21 protein-coding genes are annotated in these 21229 nt (G+C 69.3%); 10 read left to right on the forward strand and 11 right to left on the reverse strand.

The genetic code is table 11. The features are described from left to right. Nucleotides 1-13: 13 nt before the first annotated feature. From ACQ7HM_RS07755 to ACQ7HM_RS07765, 3 genes are read left to right on the forward strand one after another with little or no spacing between them, the layout of a single operon-like run. Nucleotides 14-841 carry an SDR family NAD(P)-dependent oxidoreductase gene (locus ACQ7HM_RS07755; protein ID WP_434215695.1) on the forward strand — a complete coding sequence of 276 codons (828 nt, stop codon included), beginning with the start codon at nucleotides 14-16 and terminating at the stop codon, nucleotides 839-841. A 5-nt stretch (nucleotides 842-846) separates the two neighbouring features. After that, nucleotides 847-1761, forward strand: a complete 915-nt coding sequence (locus tag ACQ7HM_RS07760) for an alpha/beta hydrolase (protein ID WP_434215696.1) — start codon at nucleotides 847-849, stop codon at nucleotides 1759-1761. A 31-nt stretch (nucleotides 1762-1792) separates the two neighbouring features. Further along, nucleotides 1793-2986, forward strand: coding sequence for a hypothetical protein (locus tag ACQ7HM_RS07765; protein WP_434215697.1), 1194 nt, complete (start codon nucleotides 1793-1795; stop codon nucleotides 2984-2986). Here the strand turns inward: ACQ7HM_RS07765 and ACQ7HM_RS07770 are convergent. Together ACQ7HM_RS07770 and ACQ7HM_RS07775 are read right to left on the reverse strand one after the other, a co-directional pair. Beyond that, on the reverse strand, nucleotides 2978-3751 hold the full coding sequence (locus ACQ7HM_RS07770; RefSeq protein ID WP_434215698.1) for an MBL fold metallo-hydrolase: 774 nt from the start codon (nucleotides 3749-3751) through the stop codon (nucleotides 2978-2980). The two genes, ACQ7HM_RS07765 and ACQ7HM_RS07770, sit on opposite strands and share 9 nt — an antisense overlap. 1 nt (nucleotide 3752) lies before the next feature. Beyond that, nucleotides 3753-4724, reverse strand: a complete 972-nt coding sequence (locus ACQ7HM_RS07775; protein WP_434215699.1) for a glycine betaine ABC transporter substrate-binding protein — start codon at nucleotides 4722-4724, stop codon at nucleotides 3753-3755. Between the two features lie 79 nt (nucleotides 4725-4803). Here ACQ7HM_RS07775 and ACQ7HM_RS07780 point away from each other — a divergent pair, with 79 nt between their 5' ends. After that, nucleotides 4804-5871, forward strand: a complete 1068-nt coding sequence (locus ACQ7HM_RS07780) for a magnesium and cobalt transport protein CorA (RefSeq protein WP_434215700.1) — start codon at nucleotides 4804-4806, stop codon at nucleotides 5869-5871. Between the two features lie 2 nt (nucleotides 5872-5873). Here the strand turns inward: ACQ7HM_RS07780 and ACQ7HM_RS07785 are convergent, their stop codons facing one another. Then, on the reverse strand, nucleotides 5874-6473 hold the full coding sequence (locus ACQ7HM_RS07785; RefSeq protein ID WP_434215701.1) for a suppressor of fused domain protein: 600 nt from the start codon (nucleotides 6471-6473) through the stop codon (nucleotides 5874-5876). Between the two features lie 61 nt (nucleotides 6474-6534). Here ACQ7HM_RS07785 and ACQ7HM_RS07790 point away from each other — a divergent pair, with 61 nt between their 5' ends. Next, nucleotides 6535-7314 (forward strand): metallophosphoesterase family protein, encoded by a 780-nt coding sequence (locus tag ACQ7HM_RS07790; RefSeq protein WP_434215702.1) that lies wholly within the window; start codon nucleotides 6535-6537, stop codon nucleotides 7312-7314. Further along, entirely contained in the window at nucleotides 7304-8161 is an 858-nt protein-coding gene (locus ACQ7HM_RS07795; RefSeq protein WP_434215703.1) for a chromosome partitioning protein ParB, read from the forward strand. Before ACQ7HM_RS07790 ends, ACQ7HM_RS07795 begins: the two co-directional genes overlap by 11 nt. 73 nt (nucleotides 8162-8234) lie before the next feature. Here the strand turns inward: ACQ7HM_RS07795 and ACQ7HM_RS07800 are convergent, their stop codons facing one another. The 6 genes from ACQ7HM_RS07800 to ACQ7HM_RS07825 form a co-directional block, all read right to left on the reverse strand. After that, nucleotides 8235-9410, reverse strand: coding sequence for an ABC transporter ATP-binding protein (locus ACQ7HM_RS07800; protein ID WP_434215704.1), 1176 nt, complete (start codon nucleotides 9408-9410; stop codon nucleotides 8235-8237). Between the two features lie 2 nt (nucleotides 9411-9412). Further along, on the reverse strand, nucleotides 9413-10243 hold the full coding sequence (locus ACQ7HM_RS07805) for a carbohydrate ABC transporter permease (protein ID WP_434215705.1): 831 nt from the start codon (nucleotides 10241-10243) through the stop codon (nucleotides 9413-9415). Nucleotides 10244-10251: 8 nt separating this feature from the next. Beyond that, the gene (locus ACQ7HM_RS07810; protein ID WP_434215706.1) at nucleotides 10252-11259 is read right to left on the reverse strand and encodes a carbohydrate ABC transporter permease; all 1008 of its coding nucleotides are present in this window, start codon (nucleotides 11257-11259) and stop codon (nucleotides 10252-10254) included. Continuing rightward, nucleotides 11256-12716, reverse strand: a complete 1461-nt coding sequence (locus ACQ7HM_RS07815) for an extracellular solute-binding protein (RefSeq protein WP_434216381.1) — start codon at nucleotides 12714-12716, stop codon at nucleotides 11256-11258. The genes ACQ7HM_RS07810 and ACQ7HM_RS07815 overlap by 4 nt, the downstream gene beginning before the upstream one ends. A gap of 188 nt (nucleotides 12717-12904) precedes the next feature. Beyond that, a complete protein-coding gene (locus tag ACQ7HM_RS07820) occupies nucleotides 12905-13396 on the reverse strand; it encodes a general stress protein (protein WP_434215707.1) in 492 nt (163 codons plus the stop codon). Then, on the reverse strand, nucleotides 13393-14403 hold the full coding sequence (locus ACQ7HM_RS07825; protein WP_434215708.1) for an HpcH/HpaI aldolase/citrate lyase family protein: 1011 nt from the start codon (nucleotides 14401-14403) through the stop codon (nucleotides 13393-13395). Before ACQ7HM_RS07825 ends, ACQ7HM_RS07820 begins: the two co-directional genes overlap by 4 nt. A 140-nt stretch (nucleotides 14404-14543) precedes the next feature. Between ACQ7HM_RS07825 and ACQ7HM_RS07830 the strand changes: the two genes are divergently transcribed. From ACQ7HM_RS07830 to ACQ7HM_RS07845, 4 genes are all read left to right on the forward strand, one after another. Next, nucleotides 14544-15863 (forward strand): magnesium transporter MgtE N-terminal domain-containing protein, encoded by a 1320-nt coding sequence (locus tag ACQ7HM_RS07830; protein WP_434215709.1) that lies wholly within the window; start codon nucleotides 14544-14546, stop codon nucleotides 15861-15863. Further along, complete coding sequence (locus tag ACQ7HM_RS07835) at nucleotides 15860-16402, forward strand: DUF1003 domain-containing protein (RefSeq protein ID WP_434215710.1); 543 nt, start codon at nucleotides 15860-15862, stop codon at nucleotides 16400-16402. Before ACQ7HM_RS07830 ends, ACQ7HM_RS07835 begins: the two co-directional genes overlap by 4 nt. A gap of 232 nt (nucleotides 16403-16634) precedes the next feature. Further along, nucleotides 16635-17963 carry a lytic murein transglycosylase gene (locus ACQ7HM_RS07840; RefSeq protein WP_434215711.1) on the forward strand — a complete coding sequence of 443 codons (1329 nt, stop codon included), beginning with the start codon at nucleotides 16635-16637 and terminating at the stop codon, nucleotides 17961-17963. A gap of 62 nt (nucleotides 17964-18025) precedes the next feature. Continuing rightward, on the forward strand, nucleotides 18026-19162 hold the full coding sequence (locus tag ACQ7HM_RS07845) for an Mrp/NBP35 family ATP-binding protein (RefSeq protein WP_434215712.1): 1137 nt from the start codon (nucleotides 18026-18028) through the stop codon (nucleotides 19160-19162). Nucleotides 19163-19184: 22 nt separating this feature from the next. Here the strand turns inward: ACQ7HM_RS07845 and tatB are convergent, their stop codons facing one another. Both tatB and ACQ7HM_RS07855 read right to left on the reverse strand, forming a co-directional pair. After that, entirely contained in the window at nucleotides 19185-19682 is a 498-nt protein-coding gene (gene tatB / locus ACQ7HM_RS07850; RefSeq protein ID WP_434215713.1) for a Sec-independent protein translocase protein TatB, read from the reverse strand. A 13-nt stretch (nucleotides 19683-19695) separates the two neighbouring features. After that, nucleotides 19696-21198 (reverse strand): S1C family serine protease, encoded by a 1503-nt coding sequence (locus ACQ7HM_RS07855; RefSeq protein ID WP_434215714.1) that lies wholly within the window; start codon nucleotides 21196-21198, stop codon nucleotides 19696-19698. Nucleotides 21199-21229 lie beyond the last annotated feature (31 nt).

Here is a 21229-nt window from a genome sequence, read left to right on the forward strand (position 1 = left end):
AGGCAGCACCAACATGAAGAACTTCGCAGGCAAAGTCGTGGTCGTGACCGGTGCGGCATCGGGCATGGGACGCGAACTGGCCCTCCAGCTCGCCGACAAGGGTGCGCGGCTGGCGATCTCGGACATGAACCCCACCGGTCTCGAGGAGACCGCGCGGATACTGGAGGCGAAGGGCGCCCAGGTGCACTCGCAGCTGCTCAACGTCGCCGAGCGTGAGGCGATGCTCGAGTACGCCGACACCGTCCTCGCGCACTTCGGCAAGGTCAACGCCATCTTCAACAACGCGGGTATCGCCCACCACGGTGAGGTCGAGCTGACCGAGTTCAAGACCTTCGAGCGGATCATGGACGTCGACTACTGGGGCGTCGTCAACGGCACCAAGGCGTTCCTCCCGCACCTCATCGCCTCCGGTGACGGCCACATCGTGAACACGTCGTCGCTGTTCGGCCTGCTGTCCATCCCCGGTCAGAGCGCCTACAACGCAGCGAAGTTCGCGGTGCGCGGGTTCACGGAGTCGCTCGTGCAGGAGATGCGGCTCTCGGGATACCCGGTGTCGGTGTCGTGCGTGCACCCCGGTGGCATCAAGACCGCCATCGCCCGCAACGCGACGGTCAACGAGGGCAGCGACATCGCGCAGTTCGCGGAACTGTTCGACAAGAAGCTCGCGCGCATGACCGCGGCCAAGGCGGCGTCGATCATCATCGCGGGTGCCGAGAAGAACAAGGCCCGCATCCTCGTCGGTGCCGACGCGAAGTTCCTCGACAAGCTCGTACGCGTCCTCGGCCCGAAGTACATGCCGGTGGTCGCACGTGCGGCCGGCGCGACCCTCAAGCCGCGCTGACCGCGATGCCGTACCGTCCCGCCGGGCCGAAACTGCCCATCGGTGTCGTGGAACCGCTGACCCGGATCATGTACCGGGCCATGCTGCATCCCCGGCTCCCGTTGTCGACACAGCGCACACTGGCCGACCGCGCGCTCGACGTGGAACCCCTCCCCCGCGACACCGTCGTGCGGACACTCACCGTCGGCGGACGGCCCACCGAGCGGGTGACCGTCGGCGCCACCGAGACCGACACCGCCGTGCTGTTCCTGCACGGTGGTGGGTACACGTTGGGCTCGCCACACTCCCACCGCCACCTCGGCGCGCATCTCGCCGCCGTGACCGGCGCCGCGATCCACCTCGTCGACTACCGGCTCGCGCCGGAGGATCCGTACCCGGCCGCGGTCGTCGACGCGGTCGCGGCCTACCGCGATCTCGTCGACAACCACGGCTGGTCGCCGAACCGCCTGGCGATCTCCGGCGACTCGGCCGGTGGCGGGCTGTCGGTGGCGACCGCCCGCCGGCTCCTCGACGACCACGGGATCACCCCTGCGGCACTCGGACTCATCTCGCCGTGGGTCGACCCCGGCGACGACACCCACGAGACGTGGTCGACCGATTCCGTCGTCAACCGTGGGTGGTCGCGGTTCTGCGCCGACGCCTACCTCGGCGGCGGCGACCCCACCGACCCGGGATACGCACCGCTGCACGGCGATCTCACCGGTCTGCCGCCGACAGTCATCCACATCGGTCGCCGAGAGGCGCTGTACGCGCAGGTGATCCGGTTCGCCGAGAAGCTGCGGGCATCCGGCGTCGAGGTCGATCTCCTCGAGTTCGACCGCCTGTGGCACGTCGGACATCAGCAGGCGGGGATGCTCGTCGAGGCCGCCGATGCGGTCGACCATCTGGGCACGTTCCTGCGCGCTCGGCTCGACGCCTGACCTGCGACGCACCCGGGATAGGGTGACGGCCGTGGGTACAGCCGTCGTCCTCCTCGTCATCGCCGGACGGTTGTTGGTACCGCTGCTCATCCCGCGTTTCCCGGTCCCCGCGATCATTGCGGCGCTGGTTCTCGACGCGGTCGATCAGACGATCTTCCAACAGGTCCCCGGCCTCGACATCGCCGGCTATCAGCAGTACGACAAGGCGCTCGACGTCTACTACCTCGCCATCGCCTACCTGTCGACGCTGCAGAACTGGTCGGATCCCTTCGCCTTCGGCATCGCGCGGTTCCTCTTCTATTACCGCCTCGTCGGCGTGGTCGCGTTCGAGTTCAGCGACTCCCGATGGCTGCTCCTGGTGTTCCCCAACACCTTCGAGTACTTCTTCATCGCCTACGAGGTGATCCGGTGTCGCTGGGCGCCCACGCGTCTGCGTCGCCGGGCGTTGATCGCGCTGGCCGCCGGCATCTGGATCGTCGTCAAACTGCCGCAGGAATGGTGGCTGCACATCGCCGAGCTCGACGTCACCGACGAGGTGAAGACGAAGGTGTTCGGCGTCGGCCTCGCCGACGGGTGGGGCACCGCTGTCGCCCATCGCTGGTGGGTCGTGATCGTGGCCGCGGCGGTTCTCGTCGCACTCGCGGTCGCGCTCCGGGCAGGGATGTCCCGCCTGCCCGAGGGTGATTGGCCCTTCGGGTTCGTCGTGTCGGCACGTACCCGCGGCGGCAACGTCGCGCGCGTGCCCGCGAACGTGCGTGCCTCGCAGAGCGCGTTCCTCCGCGGACCACTGATCGAGAAGATCGTGCTGGTGTCGATGCTGCTGCTGGTGTTCTCGCGCATCGTGCCCGGGGTGCGCGCGACGAACACCCAGATCGTGGTGACGGTGATCATCCTCGTCGTCGCGAATTCCGTGGTGAGCCACTGGATTGCCGGTCGCGGTACCGAGTGGACGTCCACCGTCTCGCAGTTCATCGCCGTCTCGGCGATCAATGCCGGCGTGGTCGTCGCCCTCGTGCTCCTGCCGACACCGGGTGGGTCGAGTGTGGCGCCGCTGCCGTCGTTGTTCTTCCTGCTGCTCATCTCGCTGATCGTCACGCTCTACGACCGGTATCGGATGCTGCGGAAACTGCGCAGCGGCAAGCCCTTCCCGATCTGGGTGCTGCGGCGTCGGTTGCTGGAGCGCACCCGGCGGACGATGGCGGGCGTCGGCGGCCGCTCAGACTGACAGCGACTGTCCGGGGACCAGTTCGTGCGTCGTCGTGTCGGGCGCGGCGGAGGTCGCGGCGGCGGCGAATCGTGCACCCGGCGGGAGGAACTCCTGCGGCGCGACGCCGGACAGCCCGATCGGCCAGAAGGTGCCGAAGTGGACGGGCACGGCGTGGCGCGCGCGCAACACCCCGGCCGCGACGGCGGCCCGGTCGGCGTCCATGTGTCCCTCTCCGAGCCCCGGCCCCCATCCCCCGACCGGCAGCAGGGCGAGATCACAGTCACCGACCGCCTCGGCCATACCGGGGAACAGATCGGTGTCGCCCGCGAAATAGGTTCGCGCCGAACCGGTCACGACGAAGCCGAGCGGCTCGAGCGCGTGCCGTGCCAACGGATGGCGCCGACCGTCGTGGCGTGCGGGGACCGCCCGGATCTCGACCCCACCGATCTCGATCACGTCACCGACGCCCACCTCGCGGATGTCGCGGCCGCGCAGCCGGATCATTCCCGGTACCGCGGCACGCGTCCCCCGCGGGACGACGACGGGTGTGGCGGGATCGAGCATCGCCAGGGAACGGACGTGCAGATGATCCGAGTGCAGATGCGAGACCACCACGACGTCGGCGTCGCGGGCCGCCGCGGCCGGGATCGGGCCACGTCGGCGGCGAAGATGGGCGACACCGGCGGTGAGGACCGGATCGGTCAGCACGCGCACCCCCGAGTCGACGACCGTGACCGTCGAGTGCCCCCACCACGTCACGCCCACCGTCGGCCCGTTCGCCACGTCAGAGGTTGTGTTCGGACAGCCAGTCGGAGACCACCGAGGAGGCCGTCGCCGTCCCGGTCGAGACCTTCTCTGCCATCGTGGCGAGGTCGGCGGTGGTGAGTTCGCCGGCGACCTTGTTGACGGCCTTGATGAGGTCGCGGTCGAGTGCTGCGGTGGCGAACACCGGGACGAGGTTCTGCGCCCGGATCGCCGGTTGGTCCGCCGCGTCGGGTGTACCCGCGGCGGTGGGGGCGGCACGGGCGTCGGCCGACACCTGCTTCTTGTCGGCGAGGACGGTCAACGCGGCGTCGTTGCCCGCGGTCGACAGGGTCGACACCAGACCCACCGCGCGACCCGAGGTCACCTCGGCGGTCACCGCGGCCACGTCGGCGACCCGGCGGAACGGCCCGAACCGACACCCCACCGTCGCCAGCGCGGCCAGCGTGCCCTCGTCGGGGGTGCGGTCGCTCACCACCGGGAGCCCGGCGGGCAGTCGCGAACACTCCGACAACTCATCGACCCCGGCCGTCGACGCCGTCCGCGCGGCGACCACCACCTGCAACTGATCCACCACGGTCGTCGGATCGCCGACCGAGACACCCTGCGGCAGAGCACGGTTGAGGTCGTCGTAGACCGCGTCGGTGGAGGTCGCGGTCGAGCCGGGCGCGAGTGCCGACAGCAGCGATCCGCCGAACGCACCGAACAGATCGACCGTCCCGCGGTCGAGGCCGTCGAGCAGCTGCCGGTAGGAGCCCGTCACCAGGCTCGAGCGCACGGTCGCCCCCTCGTGCCGCAGCACCTCGGCGTAGATGTCGGCGGCGATCGCCGGAGCCGTACCCGGGCCGGAGCCGACGACGAGCGTGCGATCGGAGACCGACACCGACGTCGAACACCCCACGACGACGGCGGACACCGCGAGAAGCGACACCATCACCGATGTGATGCGGGCCCGCCTGCGAGACGGCACGGCAGGGGCTCGGAGGACGATCACGGCGTCCACGCTAGTCGAGACGGCCACCCGTACGATGATGCCGCGAGGCCGTCACACCCGATGCCGAGGAGGTAGCACCATGCCGTCGTTGCCGTCACTGCGTCCCTCCGGCGGTGGTGCGCCGCGCCCCCGCGTACCCATCCCGCCCGCGCGTGCCGTCGTCGACTGCGCGGTCTACGTCGACGGAGAACGCAAATCCGGACGACGTTCCTACAGCGAGGCGCTCGCCGAGGTCACCGCGACCGGTCAGGGATTCGTGTGGGTCGGTCTCCACGCCCCCGACGATCAGCAGATGGCGGGTGTGGCCGACACCTTCGGACTGCACGAACTGATGGTCGAGGACGCCGTCCACGCCCACCAGCGGCCCAAACTCGAGCGCTACGACGACACGCAGTTCATCGTGTTGCGCACCGTCAAATACGTCGAACACGACTCGCTCACCTCCGCCAAGGAGGTGGTCGAGACCGGCGAGATCATGATCTTCGTGGGCAGGAACTTCGTGATCACCGTGCGCCACGGCGATTTCACCCACCTCGCCGGCGTGCGGTCCCATCTGGAGAAGCGACCCGACCGACTCGCCCTCGGGCCGTATGCGGTGATGCACGCCATCGCCGACCACGTCGTCGACACCTACCTCGACGTGACGGCCGCCGTCGAGAACGACGTCGACGCCATCGAGGAGAGCATCTTCTCCCCGCGCGGATCGATCGACATCGACTCGGTGTACCTCCTCAAGCGGGAGATGACCGAGTTACGCCGGGCGGTGGCGCCGCTCGCGACCCCGCTGCAGCGCCTCACCTCCTCGGACAACGACCTGTGCCCCAAGGAGGTCCGGCGGTACATGCGCGACGTGGCCGACCACCACACGACCGTGTCCGAACAGATCTCCACCTTCGACGAGGTCCTGACCTCGCTGCTGGAGGCCGCGTCGGCGAAGGTCGCGATCCAGCAGAACACCGACATGCGCAAGATCACGTCCTGGGTGGCCATCGCGTCGGTGCCGACGATGGTGGCGGGCATCTACGGGATGAACTTCGACAACATCCCCGAACTGCACTGGCGGTACGGCTATTTCCTGGTTCTGGCGCTGCTGGCCACGGCGTGCATCGGGCTCTGGCGCACCTTCCGCCGCAACGACTGGCTCTAGACTCAGGCCCGACCGGGTGTGGCCGAGACGCGGCGCACGTCGGCGACGTCGATCCCCGCCTCGTCCCAGGCGCGACGCAACTCCTCGACGCCCCGCAGCCGCACCCACGCGGCCTCGTTCGCCGTGATCGGCACGGCCCGGAGGAACGTGACCGGCGACATCGGGTCGTCGAGAGGACAGTCGGCGATCTCGTCGGCCGCGAGCACCACCGCGGTGCACGCCGACCCCGACCACAGCGGTTCGCCGAGGTCGATCAGTGCGTCGGCGAGCAGGACGACGCCCTCCACCGAGGGGGTCGCGGCGAGCAGCGCCACACTGCGGTGCAGGTTCACCAGCGGATCACCGGCGTGCATGCGGACGACGATCTCGGCGCGGGGGCCGCGCACGGGGTCGGCACCGAGGTCGGTGGGGTCGGCCATCGGGTGCCGCGAACACCCGACCGAGGCGAAGACGACATCTCCCGCGGCGGAACTGTCGGGGTCGGTGAACCGCAGGACATCGACGGCCTCGACGCCCAGGAACGTGACCGAGGCGCGCTGGGGATCGCCGGGCAGTGCCGCGCGGAGATGGTCGGTGACCCGGTCGGTGACGGAGGTGCTCATCGGCTACGAGTCAACACCATCGCACCCCGATGGCACCCATCGCGCGCGGTAGCCTCGTCGCATGGTGCGGGTGCTGGCGGTGGCCGACGAGGTGGTCGACGGACTCACCCACGGCCTCGTCGAGCAGCTCGCCCCCGATCTGATCCTCGGCGCGGGCGATCTCCCCTTCGACTACCTCGAGACGTTGTCGACACGCAGCGGTGCGCCGTGCGTGTTCGTGCCCGGCAACCACGACCGGGACCTCGCCGGGTTCCATCGCGGTCGTTCGGGGTGGACGCGGGCCGGGCTGCCGGCCGTCGACCCCGGACCGGCGGGCGCGGTCAACGCCGACGGACGCGTCGTGACCGTGGCCGGGCTGCGCATCGCCGGCCTCGGGGGCTCGATCCGCTACAACGACGGCCCGAACCAGTACCGGGAGGGCGCGCAACGTCGGCGTGCGGACCTCCTGCGATGGCGCCACCGTATCGCGGTGCGGACGCGACGGGTCGGTGCCCGCCCGCAGTCCGACCCACAGGTGGACATCCTGTTGACCCACAGTCCCGCCCGGGGCTACGGCGACGGGGACGACGGTCCGCACATCGGCTTCCGTTGCCTGGTCGATCTGGTCCAGTCGCTGCGGCCACAGGCCCTGATCCACGGACACATCCACCCCTACGGGCAGGCACCGCAGGACCGACGGATACCGCTCGACCGCGGCGACACCGCGCGGCGTCCGACGACCTCGGCGGCATCGACCCCTTGTGCATCGACACTGTCGTTGAACACGGTGGGCTACACCGTGTTCGACATCGAGGCCGGGGGTACCGGCATCACCGTGCGGAGGCGACGACATGGCTCGTGACACCGGATTCCCCGACGCCGACGCCGAGAACGACTTCAGTCGACTCCGGCGGCAGGCGGAGCTGGCGCGCCTGTCGGCGTGGTTCACCCGGGCGCCGGCCGACGTCAACACGATCCTGCCGTTCGACGAGGTCGTCGCGGCCCTCGGCCGCACCGGTGAGACCGCGCTGGGTCTCGTCGTCGTCGAGGTGTCGTCCATCGTCGGCAGCGTCGACCGCACACGGGATTTCGACCGATACTTCCGCCCCACCTCGGCCCGCGTCCGGGCGCGGTGGCAGCGTCTGGCCGCGGCGCAGCGGCGCGGCGAGGCGGTGCCACCCATCGTGCTCTACCGGGTCGGATCGATGCACTTCGTGGTCGACGGGCACCACCGTGTGTCGATCGCGATCGCGCGACACCTCAAGACCATGGACGCCTACGTCACCGAGATCCACACCCGCATCTCCCCCGACGGGATCAGTGCACCGTCGGACCTGCTGCTCAAGGATCACCGGCGACTGTTCCTCGCGCGGGTGCCGTTGCAGGGCAAGCAGGCCGAGGCGATCACGGTGGCCGATCCGTTCGACTACGCCGAGTTGGCCGAGAACGTCGAGGCCTGGGGCTTCCGCCTGAGTCAGGAGGTGGGCGAGTTCCTCGGCCGCGGCGAGGTGGCCCGGCGGTGGTTCGGTGAGGAGTTCCTGCCGGTGGTCCGCATGGCGCGTCGCGCGGAGGTGCTGCCGCGCGTCACCAGCGACGCCGAGCTGTACATGTGGCTGGCCTGCGAGCGCTATCGCCTGGTGCGCAAACACATCTGGGACGAGTCGATCATCGACGAGCTGCGCGACCTCGCCCCACGCAAGCTGAGCTGACACCCCTGAGAAACGCCACCGCCGCCGACGACGAGATCGTCGACGGCGGCGGTGCGGTGGTTCGCGCAGATGTCTACTGCAGCAGCAGGTTGTGCCCGCTCGACTGGTCGAACAGCGCCACCTTGGAGGCGTCGTAGAACAGTTCGGCCTGCGTGCCCTTGGTGATCGACGACTCCGGCGAGAGCCGCGCGATCAACTGGTTCGACCCGAAGTCCGCCCCGGAATCGGCGGCGAGCTCGGCGAGGGCATCGCTCGACGCCCGCTGACCGTCGACGGTGAAGTACGCGAACTTGTCCGAACCCATCGACTCCAGCACCTCGACGTGGGCGCTGAACGTACCACCGGCACTGCGTGCCGTCGGGTCGAGCAGACGGGCGTCCTCGAAGTGCTCGGGGCGGATGCCGACGAGGACCTCGCCGTTGCTGCCGACCGAGCGCGCCGCCGACACCGCGCGCTGGTGCTCGGGGACCACGATGTCGCCCAACGCCGTCTGCACCGCGTTGGCGCCGAGGGTGCCGGGGATGAAGTTCATCGCCGGCGATCCGATGAAACCGGCCACGAACAGGTTCGCGGGGTTGGCGTAGAGCTCCTGCGGCGAGCCGATCTGCTGCACATGGCCGCCGCGCAGCACGACGACACGGTCGCCGAGGGTCATGGCCTCGGTCTGATCGTGGGTCACGTAGACGGTGGTGGTGCCGAGGCGCTGCTGCAGACGCGAGATCTCGGTGCGCATCTGCACACGCAGCTTCGCGTCGAGGTTCGACAGCGGCTCGTCCATGAGGAACGCCTTGGGGTTCCGCACGATCGCGCGACCCATGGCGACACGCTGCCGCTGCCCGCCGGAGAGGTTCGCGGGCTTGCGGTCCATGTACTGACCGAGGTCGAGGATCTTCGCGGCCTCGTCGACCTTAGACGCGATCTCCGACTTCGACAGCTTCGCCAGGGTCAGCGGGAACGCGATGTTGTCGCGCACCGACATGTGGGGGTAGAGCGCGTAGCTCTGGAACACCATGGCGATGTCGCGGTCCTTCGGCGCCTTCTCGTTGACGCGCGAACCCCCGATGCGCAGCTCTCCCGAGGAGATGTCCTCGAGGCCCGCGATCATGTTCAGCGTCGTCGACTTACCGCAGCCCGAGGGTCCCACCAGGATGATGAACTCGCCGTCGGCGATCTCGATGTTCACCTCACTGACCGCCAGCGAGCCGTCGGGGTAGCGCTTGCTCACCTTGTCCAGAACGATGTCGGCCATGGTTATCCCTTCACAGCGCCGGAGGTCAGGCCGGCGACGATACGACGTTGGAAGAACAGTACGAAGACGATGATCGGAATGGTGATCACCACGGCAGCGGCCGCGATGGAGCCGGTGGGCTCGGCGAACTGCGAATCCCCCGTGAAGTTGGCGATCGCCACGGGCGCGGTGATGGAGTTCTCGGTCGATGTCAACGAGATGGCCAGGAGCAGGTCGTTCCACGCGAAGATGAACACGAGGATCGCCGCGGTGACGATGCCCGGTGCGGCCAGCGGCGCGATCACCTTACGGAACGCCTGGGCGGGCGTGGCGCCATCCATCTTGGCCGCCTTCTCGAGCTCCCACGGGATCTCGCGGAAGAACGCCGACAGCGTGTAGATCGCCAGCGGCAGGGCGAAGGTGATGTACGGCAGGATCAGACCGGGCCAGGTGTCGAACAGGCCGACCTTGCGCTCGATGTTGAACAGCGGTGTCACCAGCGAGATCTGCGGGAACATCGCGATGAGCAGTGCGGCGCCGATGAACAGCTTCTTGCCCGGGAAGTCCAGGCGTGCCACCGCATACGCGGCCACCGTGCCCAACAACACCGCGATCACCGTGGTGATCAACCCGATGCCGATCGAGTTGATCAACGCGCTGGTGAAGGTGCTGGTGTCGAAGATGCCCTTGTAGTTGTCGAACGTCCACTTCTTCGGGATGAGGCTGCCGTCGGTCACCGATCCCGTGGTCTTGAACGACAGGCTGACGATCCAGAGGACGGGGATCAGCGCGTAGAGGACGACCAGCAGGTTGATGACGGACCAGCCGACTTTGCGTCCAGCAGTCTGGTTCATGTTCGGCGCTACCGCCCCTCGGTGTCGGATCCGGGTGCGGATGCACCGAACCCCTTGATGAACAGAGCCGCGATGATCGCGACCGTGAGGAATATCAGGACGCTGATCGCCGATCCCACGCCGAGGTTGAACGCGCGGAACAGGTTGTCATATCCGAGGATCGACACCGATCCGGTCTGGTTCGCCCCTTTGGTGAGCACGTAGATGTTGTCGAAGATGCGAAAGGCGTCGAGCGTGCGGAACAGCAGCGCGACCAGGATGGCCGGCTTCATCAACGGGATCGTGATCCGGATCAGTCGCGTCCATGCTCCCGCGCCGTCGACCTGGGCCGCCTTGAGCAGATCGTCGGGGACGAGGGCGAGGCCGGCCAGCAACAGCAGCGCCATGAACGGCGTCGTCTTCCACACCTCGGCCAGGACGATGATCGCCAGTGAGGGGATCTGCTCGGTGAGCGGAGCGCTGCCGGTGGGCAGCAGGTTGGCCAGGTACCCCGTCTCCGGTGTCCACGCGTAGTACCACGAGAAGGCGGCCGCGACGGTCACGATGCCGTACGGGATGAGCACGACGGTGCGGACGAGTCCCTTGCCGAAGATGGTGCGGTGCATGACGAGTGCGATGGCCAGACCCAGCACGAACTCGATCGCGACCGACACCACGGTGATCCCCAGGGTGACCCCGAACGCCGTCCACCAGTAATTGTCGCTGAGCGCGGTCACGTAGTTGGTGAACCAGACGAACTCGCTCTTGCCCGGCGCCGAGAGGCTGGCCTTGAACAGGCTCAGGTACACCGAGTAGACGATCGGGTAACCGGTGACGACGAGCATCACGATCGCGGCCGGCGCGATCAGCAGCAGTCCGAGGCGACGGTCGGCCTTCTTGCCGTCGCTGACGTTCTTCGCCGTGGGTGGCGCGCCGCCGGTCTCGGTGCGCGCCACGGTCGTGGGCGCGGGCCGGTCGGTCTCGCCGCGCGCGTGACGTCCCCGGGGCGCCGAGAGGCCCCCATCCGCCGCTGTCATGGAATCAGTCCCTTACCGTCGATTGCCTTGCGGACCTGGTCGGCCAGCACATCCACACCGCTCTTAGGATCGAGTCCACCGGGAGGGCTCAGCTTGGCGACGAGCAGCGTCGAGATCGCCTGGTAGACCGGCGATGCCGGCCGGTTCGAGGACGAGTTGGCCTCGAGCTGAGCCTTGATGTCGTCACCCATCGGATAGGTCTGCTTGAAATCGGGATCGTCGTAGATCGACGAGATCGTCGGCGGGGTACCACCGCTGATCGAGTAGACCTTCTGCGCGTCGGAGTTCGTGAGACACGCAGCCGCCTTGAACGCCAACGACTTCTGCTTCGAGGTGCTCGCGACGGCGAGGTTCACCCCGCCCACGGTCACCTTGGCCGGGCTGCCCGCGTTGACGCCGGGGTACCGCGCGAAGTCGAACCGGGTTCGGACCAGCTGGTTCACCGGTCCGAGTTCGGAGTCCTTCGGCGGGTTGTCGGCGTCGGCAAAGAGGTTGGCGTACTTCTTCATCTCCGGGAAGAAGGCGACGTCGCCGGAGGCGGCGTTGGACCGCATGCTCGGGAACACGAAGGGGTAGTTGATCTGGAAGGTCGACAGGCCGTTTTCCATGGCCAGGCGTCCCTCGTTCTCCTTGTTGTTGCTCAGCGACGGGTCTGCGCCGGGGGCGCGGGCGACCGACCGCATGATCTCCAGCGCCTTCTCGGTCGCGGCGCGGTGCGCGGGGGTGTCGTTGAGGGTGATCTTGGTCGGGTCGTTGGCGTCGACCACCGAACCGCCCGCGCTGGTGAGAAGGGTGTTGAACCACACCATGAGTCCCTCGTACTGCGCGCCCTGCACCTCGATGTAGCTGGGGGCCGCGCCTGGTCCCTTCCACGCCGTCCGGATCTTCTCGTTGGCCGCGAGCACCTCGTCCCACGTCGAGGGCGCCTTCGTCGACCCGAGGTACTGCTTGAGGATGTCGGGACGGAACCACAGCAGCTGCGTGTTGGTCCACGTCGGGATCGCGTAGAGCCGTTTGGCGTTGTCGGACTTGGTCTTCCACTCCGCGGTCTCGAGCGGACCGGGGAGCGACTGAGAACTGATGTCGGAGACCAGGTCCTGCGGAACGGGTTCGAGCCATCCGGCGTCGGCGAACTCGGCGGTCCACACGACGTCCATGCCCATGAGGTCGAGCCCGGCGTCGTTGCCCGCGAGTCGACGCGCGAGCTGCAGGCGCTGGTCGTCGGCGGCCTTCGGCAGCGCGTGGGTGACGATGTTGTACTCGCCGCCCGATGCCGCGCTGCACTTCTTGCCGACCTGGTCGATGAACGAGGCGCCGTCGGCCGGTGCGTATGCGTTCAGGGTCCGTGGTGTGTACCCGGATCCGCACGCGCTCACCGCCGGCAGCACGACCGCCGCGGCCGCGAGGGCGGCGACGGCGAACTTCGCCCGCCTTCCGCTCCCGCTGGTGTGTCTCATGCCCGCCACGTACGCCTCCTTGCGACCGGAGCGCACGCGTCACCTACGGCGTGCACCTTCGAATGCCTGAGGCAATACGTTATAGGTGGCAATTCGTGACTCGCAACACATTCGGCATGAACGTGCCAACTCGTGTCGGAATCGAGCCCGCGCGGTCCCGGAGATGCCCGAACGGGCACATCCGGACGTCAGATGGTGGTACGGGCCAACAGGTCGCGCGCCTGGGGCGCACTCTTGGGATCGCAGATCACGTCATAACGACCCGCCACCAACTGCATGGTGGAGGCGAAGTCGCGCGTGCCGCGGGTGGCGGCGTACGGGATGGACGTGGAGATGACGCCGAAGACGATGCCGCCGATGATGCCGAAGGCGATGGGCACCACGATCGCACCGGTGACGACCAGGCTGAGCAGGAGCCCGAAGAAGAGTCCGAGCCACGCGCCCGAGGCGACACCGCCGCCGATGACCTTGCCCCAGGTGAGTCGCCCGAGGACGCGCTCGACCTGCATCAGATCGACACCGACGATGGTCACGTCCTGCACCGGGAACTCGGCGTCGGAGAGGTAGTCGACGGCCTTCTGCGCCTCGGCGTAGGTGCGGTACGAGCCGATGGGCCAGCCCGACGGCGGCGTGGGCAGCCCCGGGGCCTCGCGTCCACCGGGTCGGATCGGGTTGGTCATGTCGTGCCCTTCGTCTTCGCGATCTGTACGGTGTCGTTCTCGGTGGTGCGATCGTCGTCCGTCGGCGTCCGGGTGAGGCCCGCGGCGCGTCCGGTCCGCGCGAGTGCCGACGCCATGGCCGCACTCGCCTCGTCGATCATCTCACCGCGGTGACGTACCGCGCCGCGGGCTCCGCCCGCCGTCGACGTGGCCGTGGCGTACGCGTCGAGCAGATCCTCGGCCGCGTCGTAATCGGCCTGACGCGGCGTGAAGACATCGTTGACGACGTCGATCTGCGACGGATGGATGACCCATTTGCCGTCGTACCCGAGGGCCGCGGCGGCAAGGGCGATGGCGCGCAGTCGATCCGGCGCATCGAAGGCGAGATACGGTCCGTCGACGGCCGCGAGCCCGTGCGCGCGGGCCGCGACGAGCACACTCATCAGCACGTGATGGTGCGCGTCGCCGAGCGTGTAGCCCTGCGGCTGCTCACCGGTGGTGAGGGTGCGCATGCCCAGACTGGCCGACATGTCCGCCGGGCCCAGCACCAGCGCTTCGAGACGCGCACTGGCCGAGGCGATCTCGTCGATCCGGCGCAGTGCTCCGGCGTCCTCGATCTGCGCCTGGATGCCGATGGCACCGACGGGCAGGTCGTGAATTCTCTCGAGTTGCGTCAGCAGGAGGTCGAGCGCGATCACCTCGGCCCCCCGACCGACCTTGGGCAGCACGACGGAGTGCAGGTGTGCGCCCGCACCGGCGACGACATCGATGACGTCGGCGTGGGTCCACGGCGTCGACCACGCGTTGACCCGTACCGCCCGTCGCGGGGACCGCCAGTCGGTGGCCGTGAGTGCGTCGACGACCGCGGCCCGTGCGGCGACCTTCGCCTCTGGGGCCACGGCGTCCTCGAGATCACAGAAGACCTCGTCGGCCGGCAGCGCGCGTGCCTTGGTGAGCATGGCCGCGGAGCTGCCCGGCACGGCCAGGATCGACCGGCGCAACACCGCCCGCGGAGCATCCCGCTCCATCGCGTCCTCCCGTCACGTCGACGACGCCATGGTCCTTCGATTCCGGCATCGCGGTCGGCATTCCGGCATCACGGCCCGCACGGGTGTCTTCATCGACACACCACGCCGACCAGCCGAGGGCTCGCACTACCCTGTCAGCCATGGCAGCAGTGAGCAAGGTGTTCGTGGCCAGGCTCGCGGGCCTCGCGGTCCTCGGCCCCGACGGCGAGTCGATAGGTCGCGTACGCGACCTCGTGCTGTCGCTGCGCTTCGATTCGGCGCCGCCGCGAGCACTCGGTCTGGCCGTCGAACTGAGCACCCGACGACGCATCTTCGTACCCATGTTGCGGGTCACGAGCATCGAACCGACGTCGGTGAACCTCAACACGGGGACCATCAGCATGCGTCGTCTCAACCTGCGCCCCGGGGAGTCGCTGGCGATCGGGCAGATCCTCGACAGTCGTGTCACGGTCGTCGACCCCGACCTCCCCGAACTCGCCGGCGCCGACATGCACGTGGTCGACCTGGGCATCGAACGCAATCGCACCCGCGACTGGGTCATCTCGCGTGTCGCACTGCGGGGCACCCGCTCCCGCCTCGGTCGACGCGGCGAGACCCACGTCGTGGGCTGGTCGGCGGTACGCGGCCTCACCCACAGCAGTCTCGAACAGCCCGGACAGGGTGTGACACAGGCACTCTCGCAGTTCGAGGGCATGCGCGCCGCCGACGTCGCCAATGCGCTGCGCGAGCTGCCGTCCAAGCGTCGCCAGGAGATCGCCGGCGCCCTCGACGACGAGCGACTCGCCGACGTCATCCAGGAGCTCCCGGTCGACGACCAGACCGAGCTTATCGGCCGGATGGAGGTCGACCGCGCCGCCGACGTCCTCGAGGCCATGGATCCCGACGACGCCGCCGACCTCCTCGGCGAACTGCCCGACACCGAGGCCGAGGCCCTGCTGCAGCTGATGGACCCCGAGGAGTCGGCGCCGGTGCGACGGCTGCTGTCGCACTCCCCCGACACCGCAGGCGGCCTGATGACACCGGAGCCGCTCATCGTCACCGCGAGCACCACCATCGCCGAGGCCCTCGCCCGCGCCCGCAACCCCGACCTGACCCCGGCGTCGGCGAGCCTGACGTTCGTCGTCCGCCCGCCGACGGCCACACCGACGGGCAAGTACCTCGGCTGCGTGCACCTGCAGGCACTGCTCCGCGAACCGCCCGCCGACCTCGTCGGCGGCATCCTCGACACCGATCTCGCGCGACTGGGTCCGGAGGACTCGCTCGAGGCGGTCACCCGCTACTTCGCGACCTACAACCTCGTGTGCGGACCCGTTGTCGACGCCGAGGGGCACCTCCTCGGCGCGGTCACCGTCGACGACCTCCTCGACCACCTCCTCCCCGAGGACTGGCGAGAGAACGAGAACTATGACGACGACACCGTCGTCGCCGGTCGCCCGAGGGTGCGGGGAGGCCTGTCGTGAGCCCCGATTCCGCGGCCCGGGGCGGACGCCGCCTCGACACCCCGACGAAGGGCCGCCGTCGCCTGCCGTTCCACCTCGACGCCGACATCGTCGGTGTGTACAGCGAGCGACTGGCCCGCTTCCTCGGCACGGGTCGTTACCTCGCGATCCAGACCGTCGTGGTGATCGTGTGGATCGCGCTGAACATGGTGGCGCTGAGCATCCAGTGGGATCCCTACCCGTTCATCCTGCTCAACCTGGCCTTCTCGACGCAGGCCGCCTACGCCGCACCGCTGATCCTGCTGGCCCAGAACCGGCAGGAGAACCGCGACCGGGTGGCGCTGGAGGAGGACCGGATGCGCGCCGAGCAGACCAAGGCCGACACCGAGTTCCTCGCCCGCGAGCTCGCCGCGGTGCGCCTCGCCGTCGGCGACACCGTCACCCGCGACTACCTGCGCCGCGAACTCGACGACCTGCTGACCGAACTGCGCACGGCACTTCGCGACCCGGGTACCACCGAGACGGCCGACACCGAGAACCGTCGCGGACCACGCACCTGACCGTTCGCCTCCCGCACGCTCGTCCCATATGTATCGTGGATCACAGCCCGGTCCGGGGGACGGTACCGACCGAGCACGATCGATACGTCACCGTCGAAGTCGACTGTCCCGTCGGCGAACTCGTGTGTGAGAAAGCGGTGCCCCTGTGCAGTCCCGAGCTGTCGTCGACGCGGCCCTGGCCCGACAACGTGACCGCCGGCCTGCTCGAGACGCAGGTGCGCAGCGAACCACGATGAACGCCGGCCGCTACGTGCCGATGGGTGTCGCCACACTGTTGGTCGGCGTGTTCGTCCTCGGGGCCGCGACTTCCAGCGCGCAACGTCAACCGGCGTCGGCACTGGCCGCCGCAGAGGTGACGCCGGCCGCGGCGATCGTCGACACCGGCCCCCGCGCCCTGGGCTTCGCCCCGCCCGCCGCACCTGCGGCCGCGGCGGGGGCGGGCATCGTCACAGCAGGTGTGCGCACGTTGGCCCCCGCACTGCCGTCGGGTCCTCTCGGCATCCCGGGCATCATGCTGCGCGCCTACAAGCTCGCGGCGGACCGCGTCGGCGCCGAGAACTCCGCGTGCAAGCTGCCGTGGTTCCTCCTCGCCGGCATCGGCCGCATCGAGTCCGGGCACGCCGGCGACGGATCGGTCGACGCCTCGGGCACCACGATCAACCCCATCGCCGGTCCGGTCCTCGACGGCAGTCTCGCGGGCAACGCGGTCATCACCGACACCGACCGCGGATCCATCGACGGTGACCCCGTCCACGATCGCGCCATGGGACCGATGCAGTTCATCCCCAGTACCTGGGCGGCCTGGGGTTCCGACGGCAACGGCGACGGCCGCGCCGACCCGAACAACATCTTCGACGCCACCTACTCGGCGGGCCGCTACCTGTGCGCCGGGGTCAGCGACATCATGGCTCCGCAGCACCGTGTCGCCGCGGTCCTCCGCTACAACAACTCCCTCGACTACGTCTCGAACGTGCTGACCTGGGCACTCGCCTACGCGACGGGCGCGGTGCCCACCGCATCGGTCCTCGAGGTCAAGCGCCCGGCGACGAGCGCTGCACCGACCCCCGGCGCCCCCCGTGCGCCCGGCGCGGTGCCACCGTCGGGCGTGCCCGGCGCACCCACCGCCTCGGGGACCCCCGGCGCACCCGGGTCCACCCCGGCACCGTCGGCACGTCTGCGAGCGACCAAGGCCGCCTTCGTGGTGCCGGCCACGATCGCCGTGACCTCTCCCGCCGGACCGGTGTCGTGCACCGTCGATCTCACGGTCACGGTTGCACCCGACGGCACCTCGGCGACGGTTGGCAAGGCCGTGCTGAGCGGGGCGAACCCGCTGTGCGGGATCGCCCGGACCGCGGCGCTCCCCTGGACGATCACACCGACCGGCCCGACGAGCATCGAGGTCGCCGGGGTGGGTGTCGACGCACTCGGCACGCGGTGCGGTCCGATCGGGCTCGCCGGCGAGCTCACCGGCGCCCTGACCGCCGCGGCGCCGCCCGCCGGACCGTGCGTGATCCGTTCGCTCACCCTGCGTCCCACACCGTCGTTGGCCCTCGAGCCGTAGAACCGCCGCTCGCCCACCGGCGGCGGGAAGCCGACCGTGGGAGCCGGATACGCTGAACGGCGATGAACAGCGACACCGAATCCGCGATCCGTACCGCCCTGGCCGGGGTGACCGACCCCGAGATCGGCAAACCGATCACCGACCTCGGCATGCTCAAATCGGTGACCGTGGCCGCCGACGGCAGCGTCGACATCGGCATCTACCTCACGACGTCGGGCTGCCCCCTGCGCACCGAGATCACCGAACGGGTCACGACCGCCGCCTCCGACGTCCCCGGCGTCGGCGCGGTGCGGGTGGAACTCGACGTGATGGACGACGCGCAGCGCACCGAGCTCCGCAAGTCGTTGCGCGGCGACCGCGCCGAACCGGTCATCCCGTTCGCCCAACCCGGGTCGCTGACACGCGTGTACGCCGTGGCATCGGGCAAGGGCGGCGTCGGCAAGTCCAGCGTGACCGTCAACCTCGCGGCCGCGCTCGCCGAACGAGGGCTCACCGTGGGGGTCCTCGACGCCGACATCTACGGACACTCGGTGCCCCGCATGATGGGTAGCGACGCCAAGCCCACGCAGGTCGAGAAGATGATCATGCCGCCCATGGCGCATGGCGTGAAGTTCATCTCCATCGCGCAGTTCACCAGCGGCAACACCCCGGTCGTGTGGCGCGGACCCATGCTGCACCGCGCCCTGCAGCAGTTCCTCGCCGACGTCTACTGGGGCGACCTCGACGTGCTGCTCCTCGACCTGCCGCCGGGCACCGGCGACATCGCCATCTCCATCGCCCAGCTCATCCCCGGTGCGGAGATCCTGGTCGTCACCACCCCGCAGCAGGCCGCCGCCGAGGTCGCCGAGCGCGCCGGTGCGATCGCCCTGCAGACCCGCCAGAAGATCGCCGGCGTGGTCGAGAACATGTCGTGGATGGAACTGCCCGACGGCAGCCGCATCGAGCCGTTCGGTTCCGGTGGCGGCGCGTTGGTGGCCGAACGACTCACCCGTGCGGTCGGATCCGAGGTCGCCCTGCTGGGCTCGATCCCGTTGGAGACCGCGCTGCGCGAGGGTGGCGACAGCGGTGTGCCGCTCGTGCTGTCGGATCCGACATCCCCGGCGGGCGCCGCGCTGCGCGAGGTCGCGCAACGTCTCGCCGTCCGCCGCCGGGGTCTGGCGGGGATGTCGTTGGGTATCGACACCGCGCGCAACGCCTGACCGTCCCCTGGGTCGTCGACCGCTACGTGGCGTCCCAGTCGACGACCGAGCGCTTCGTGGGCTGATCCGTCGACGCCGTTCGGGCCCCGGGCGCCGTCGGCTTCGTCAGGTCCGGCGAGGTCTTCTTGGTGAGCGACGGTCCGGGCCCATCGGTCGTCAGGGCGGGTGCAGGCGTCGGGTTGATCTCGGGCATCGGCGCCGACACCGGCTTGATACGCGTGTCGTCGTCGAAGTTGCCGGAGAAGAACGAGTCGTCACCGTCGAGCAGGTGTTTGGTGATCAGCGATCGCGGCGTCATGCCCCGCAGCTCGTTGAGGTCGGCCAGCGGCTTACGGAAATCCTCGAAATCCGGGCCGAGATCGTCCTTCAGCTGGTTGGTCGCCCCCGCCGCGTACTCGCGGACCTGACGCAGTGACTTCATCGTCCAGGTGACGGCACCGGGCAACCGCTCGGGTCCGAGGATGACCAGACCGGCCACCAGGAGTACCAGGAGCTCGCCCCATCCGATGCTGCTGAACACAGTTGCAGGCTACTCAGTCCGCCGCGGGCGTGATCGACGCGGTGAAGGTGCGGCCGTCACGCCAGTAGGTGAACGGCACCGACCTGCCGATGGTCGAGGTGCGAACGGCGACGGTGAGTTCGTCGGCACCGTCGATGGGCCGGTTGTCGAACTCGGTGACGACGTCGCCCTCCCGCAGGCCCGCGCGCGCCGCCGGTGACCCGCCCACGATGTTGCCGATACGGGCGCCGAGCACCTTGTCGTTGCGCACCGAACTCGCACTGACACCGATCTGGGCGTGGGTGACCTTGCCGTCGCGGATGAGGGCCTGCGCCACCGAACGGGCCTCGTCGATCGGGATCGCGAAGCCGAGGCCGATGGAGCCGCCACCCGGCACGAGGCCTGCGGTGTTGATCCCGACCACCCGTGCGTTGTCGTCGACCAGCGGTCCACCGGAGTTGCCGGGGTTGATCGCCGCGTCGGTCTGGATGCCGTCGATCACCGCGTCGGTGTCGGAGGTGTCGTCCGGGCGGAGTGGGACCGCGCGGTTCGTCGCGCTGACGATCCCGCTCGTTACGGTCCGGTCGAGACCCAGCGGGGACCCGAACGCGATGACCTCCTGGCCGATCTCGAGATCGGCGGAGTTCCCCAGGGACGCGACGGTGAGATTGTCGACGCCGTCGACCTTGATCACCGCGAGGTCGGTGCGGATGTCGCGACCGACGATGCGGGCGGGAACCCGCTGCCGGTCGAAGAACGTCACCTCCAGCGACGCGCGCTCGGTGGCGGCCTGGGAGATGACATGGTTGTTGGTGACGATGTAGCCGGACTTGTCGAGGACGACCCCGGATCCGGTGCCGATCGAGTTCGCGGTGCGGACGTTGATCGCGACGACGGCCTTCTCGACCGCCTGCGCGACCTGCGCGACGCGTCCGCCGGCGGCACGGGGGGCCTTGTCACCGTTGCCCAGCGACACGGTGCTCGAGTGCAGCGGCGGCACGACCTCGGCGGTGAGGCGACCGAACAGACCGCCCACCACGCCGACGGCGAGGGCGACGACGGCGAGGATCGCCAGCGCCCGCCAGCTGACGATGCGGTCGAAGAGCAGTTCACGGACGCCGAGCTTCGCGCCGGGCAGCACCGGCGCCGGTGCGGGAGCGGTCGCCAGCGCCGGGGCGTCGAGACCCGCCACGCTCGACGGATCGCGCCAGGGATCGGGGGTCGCGTCGGGCTCGGCGGACTCGCCGTAGCGGGAGTCCGGATCACGTTGCACCGCCTCATCGGCGCCCGGCGGACGCGAGAACGCCTCGCGCAGAACGGGATCAGGCGCGCCGACGACGGGCTGCACGGCTCGCGCGCGCTGGTGTTCCGGGGCGGCGAACGAACCGTCGACACCGGCGGGACGACCGAACACCGCAGCGGTCTGGGGTGAGACCGGGGAGTGCCGGCCCTGACGCGGACCCGCGCCCGGATCGGCCTTCGACGTGTTCACCGACGGTGGCACATCCGACGAGTCGCCGGGGGGAGCCGGGGTCATCGCGTCACGCCCACGGCCGCCGAGGCCGGGA

This window comes from Williamsia sp. MIQD14, from assembly GCF_051025635.1.
GTDB lineage: Bacteria > Actinomycetota > Actinomycetes > Mycobacteriales > Mycobacteriaceae > Williamsia_A.

Excerpts from the sequence above, each read along its gene's own strand:
- ACQ7HM_RS07755 (WP_434215695.1), top strand. The coding sequence starts at position 14 with ATGAAGAACTTCGCAGGCAAAGTCGTGGTCGTGACCGGTGCGGCATCG.
- ACQ7HM_RS07760 (WP_434215696.1), top strand. The coding sequence starts at position 847 with ATGCCGTACCGTCCCGCCGGGCCGAAACTGCCCATCGGTGTCGTGGAA.
- ACQ7HM_RS07780 (WP_434215700.1), top strand. The coding sequence starts at position 4,804 with ATGCCGTCGTTGCCGTCACTGCGTCCCTCCGGCGGTGGTGCGCCGCGC.
- ACQ7HM_RS07785 (WP_434215701.1), bottom strand. The coding sequence starts at position 6,473 with ATGAGCACCTCCGTCACCGACCGGGTCACCGACCATCTCCGCGCGGCA.
- ACQ7HM_RS07790 (WP_434215702.1), top strand. The coding sequence starts at position 6,535 with ATGGTGCGGGTGCTGGCGGTGGCCGACGAGGTGGTCGACGGACTCACC.
- ACQ7HM_RS07795 (WP_434215703.1), top strand. The coding sequence starts at position 7,304 with ATGGCTCGTGACACCGGATTCCCCGACGCCGACGCCGAGAACGACTTC.
- ACQ7HM_RS07800 (WP_434215704.1), bottom strand. The coding sequence starts at position 9,410 with ATGGCCGACATCGTTCTGGACAAGGTGAGCAAGCGCTACCCCGACGGC.
- ACQ7HM_RS07805 (WP_434215705.1), bottom strand. The coding sequence starts at position 10,243 with ATGAACCAGACTGCTGGACGCAAAGTCGGCTGGTCCGTCATCAACCTG.
- ACQ7HM_RS07810 (WP_434215706.1), bottom strand. The coding sequence starts at position 11,259 with ATGACAGCGGCGGATGGGGGCCTCTCGGCGCCCCGGGGACGTCACGCG.
- ACQ7HM_RS07815 (WP_434216381.1), bottom strand. The coding sequence starts at position 12,716 with ATGAGACACACCAGCGGGAGCGGAAGGCGGGCGAAGTTCGCCGTCGCC.
- ACQ7HM_RS07820 (WP_434215707.1), bottom strand. The coding sequence starts at position 13,396 with ATGACCAACCCGATCCGACCCGGTGGACGCGAGGCCCCGGGGCTGCCC.
- ACQ7HM_RS07825 (WP_434215708.1), bottom strand. The coding sequence starts at position 14,403 with ATGGAGCGGGATGCTCCGCGGGCGGTGTTGCGCCGGTCGATCCTGGCC.
- ACQ7HM_RS07830 (WP_434215709.1), top strand. The coding sequence starts at position 14,544 with ATGGCAGCAGTGAGCAAGGTGTTCGTGGCCAGGCTCGCGGGCCTCGCG.
- ACQ7HM_RS07840 (WP_434215711.1), top strand. The coding sequence starts at position 16,635 with ATGAACGCCGGCCGCTACGTGCCGATGGGTGTCGCCACACTGTTGGTC.
- ACQ7HM_RS07845 (WP_434215712.1), top strand. The coding sequence starts at position 18,026 with ATGAACAGCGACACCGAATCCGCGATCCGTACCGCCCTGGCCGGGGTG.
- ACQ7HM_RS07855 (WP_434215714.1), bottom strand. The coding sequence starts at position 21,198 with ATGACCCCGGCTCCCCCCGGCGACTCGTCGGATGTGCCACCGTCGGTG.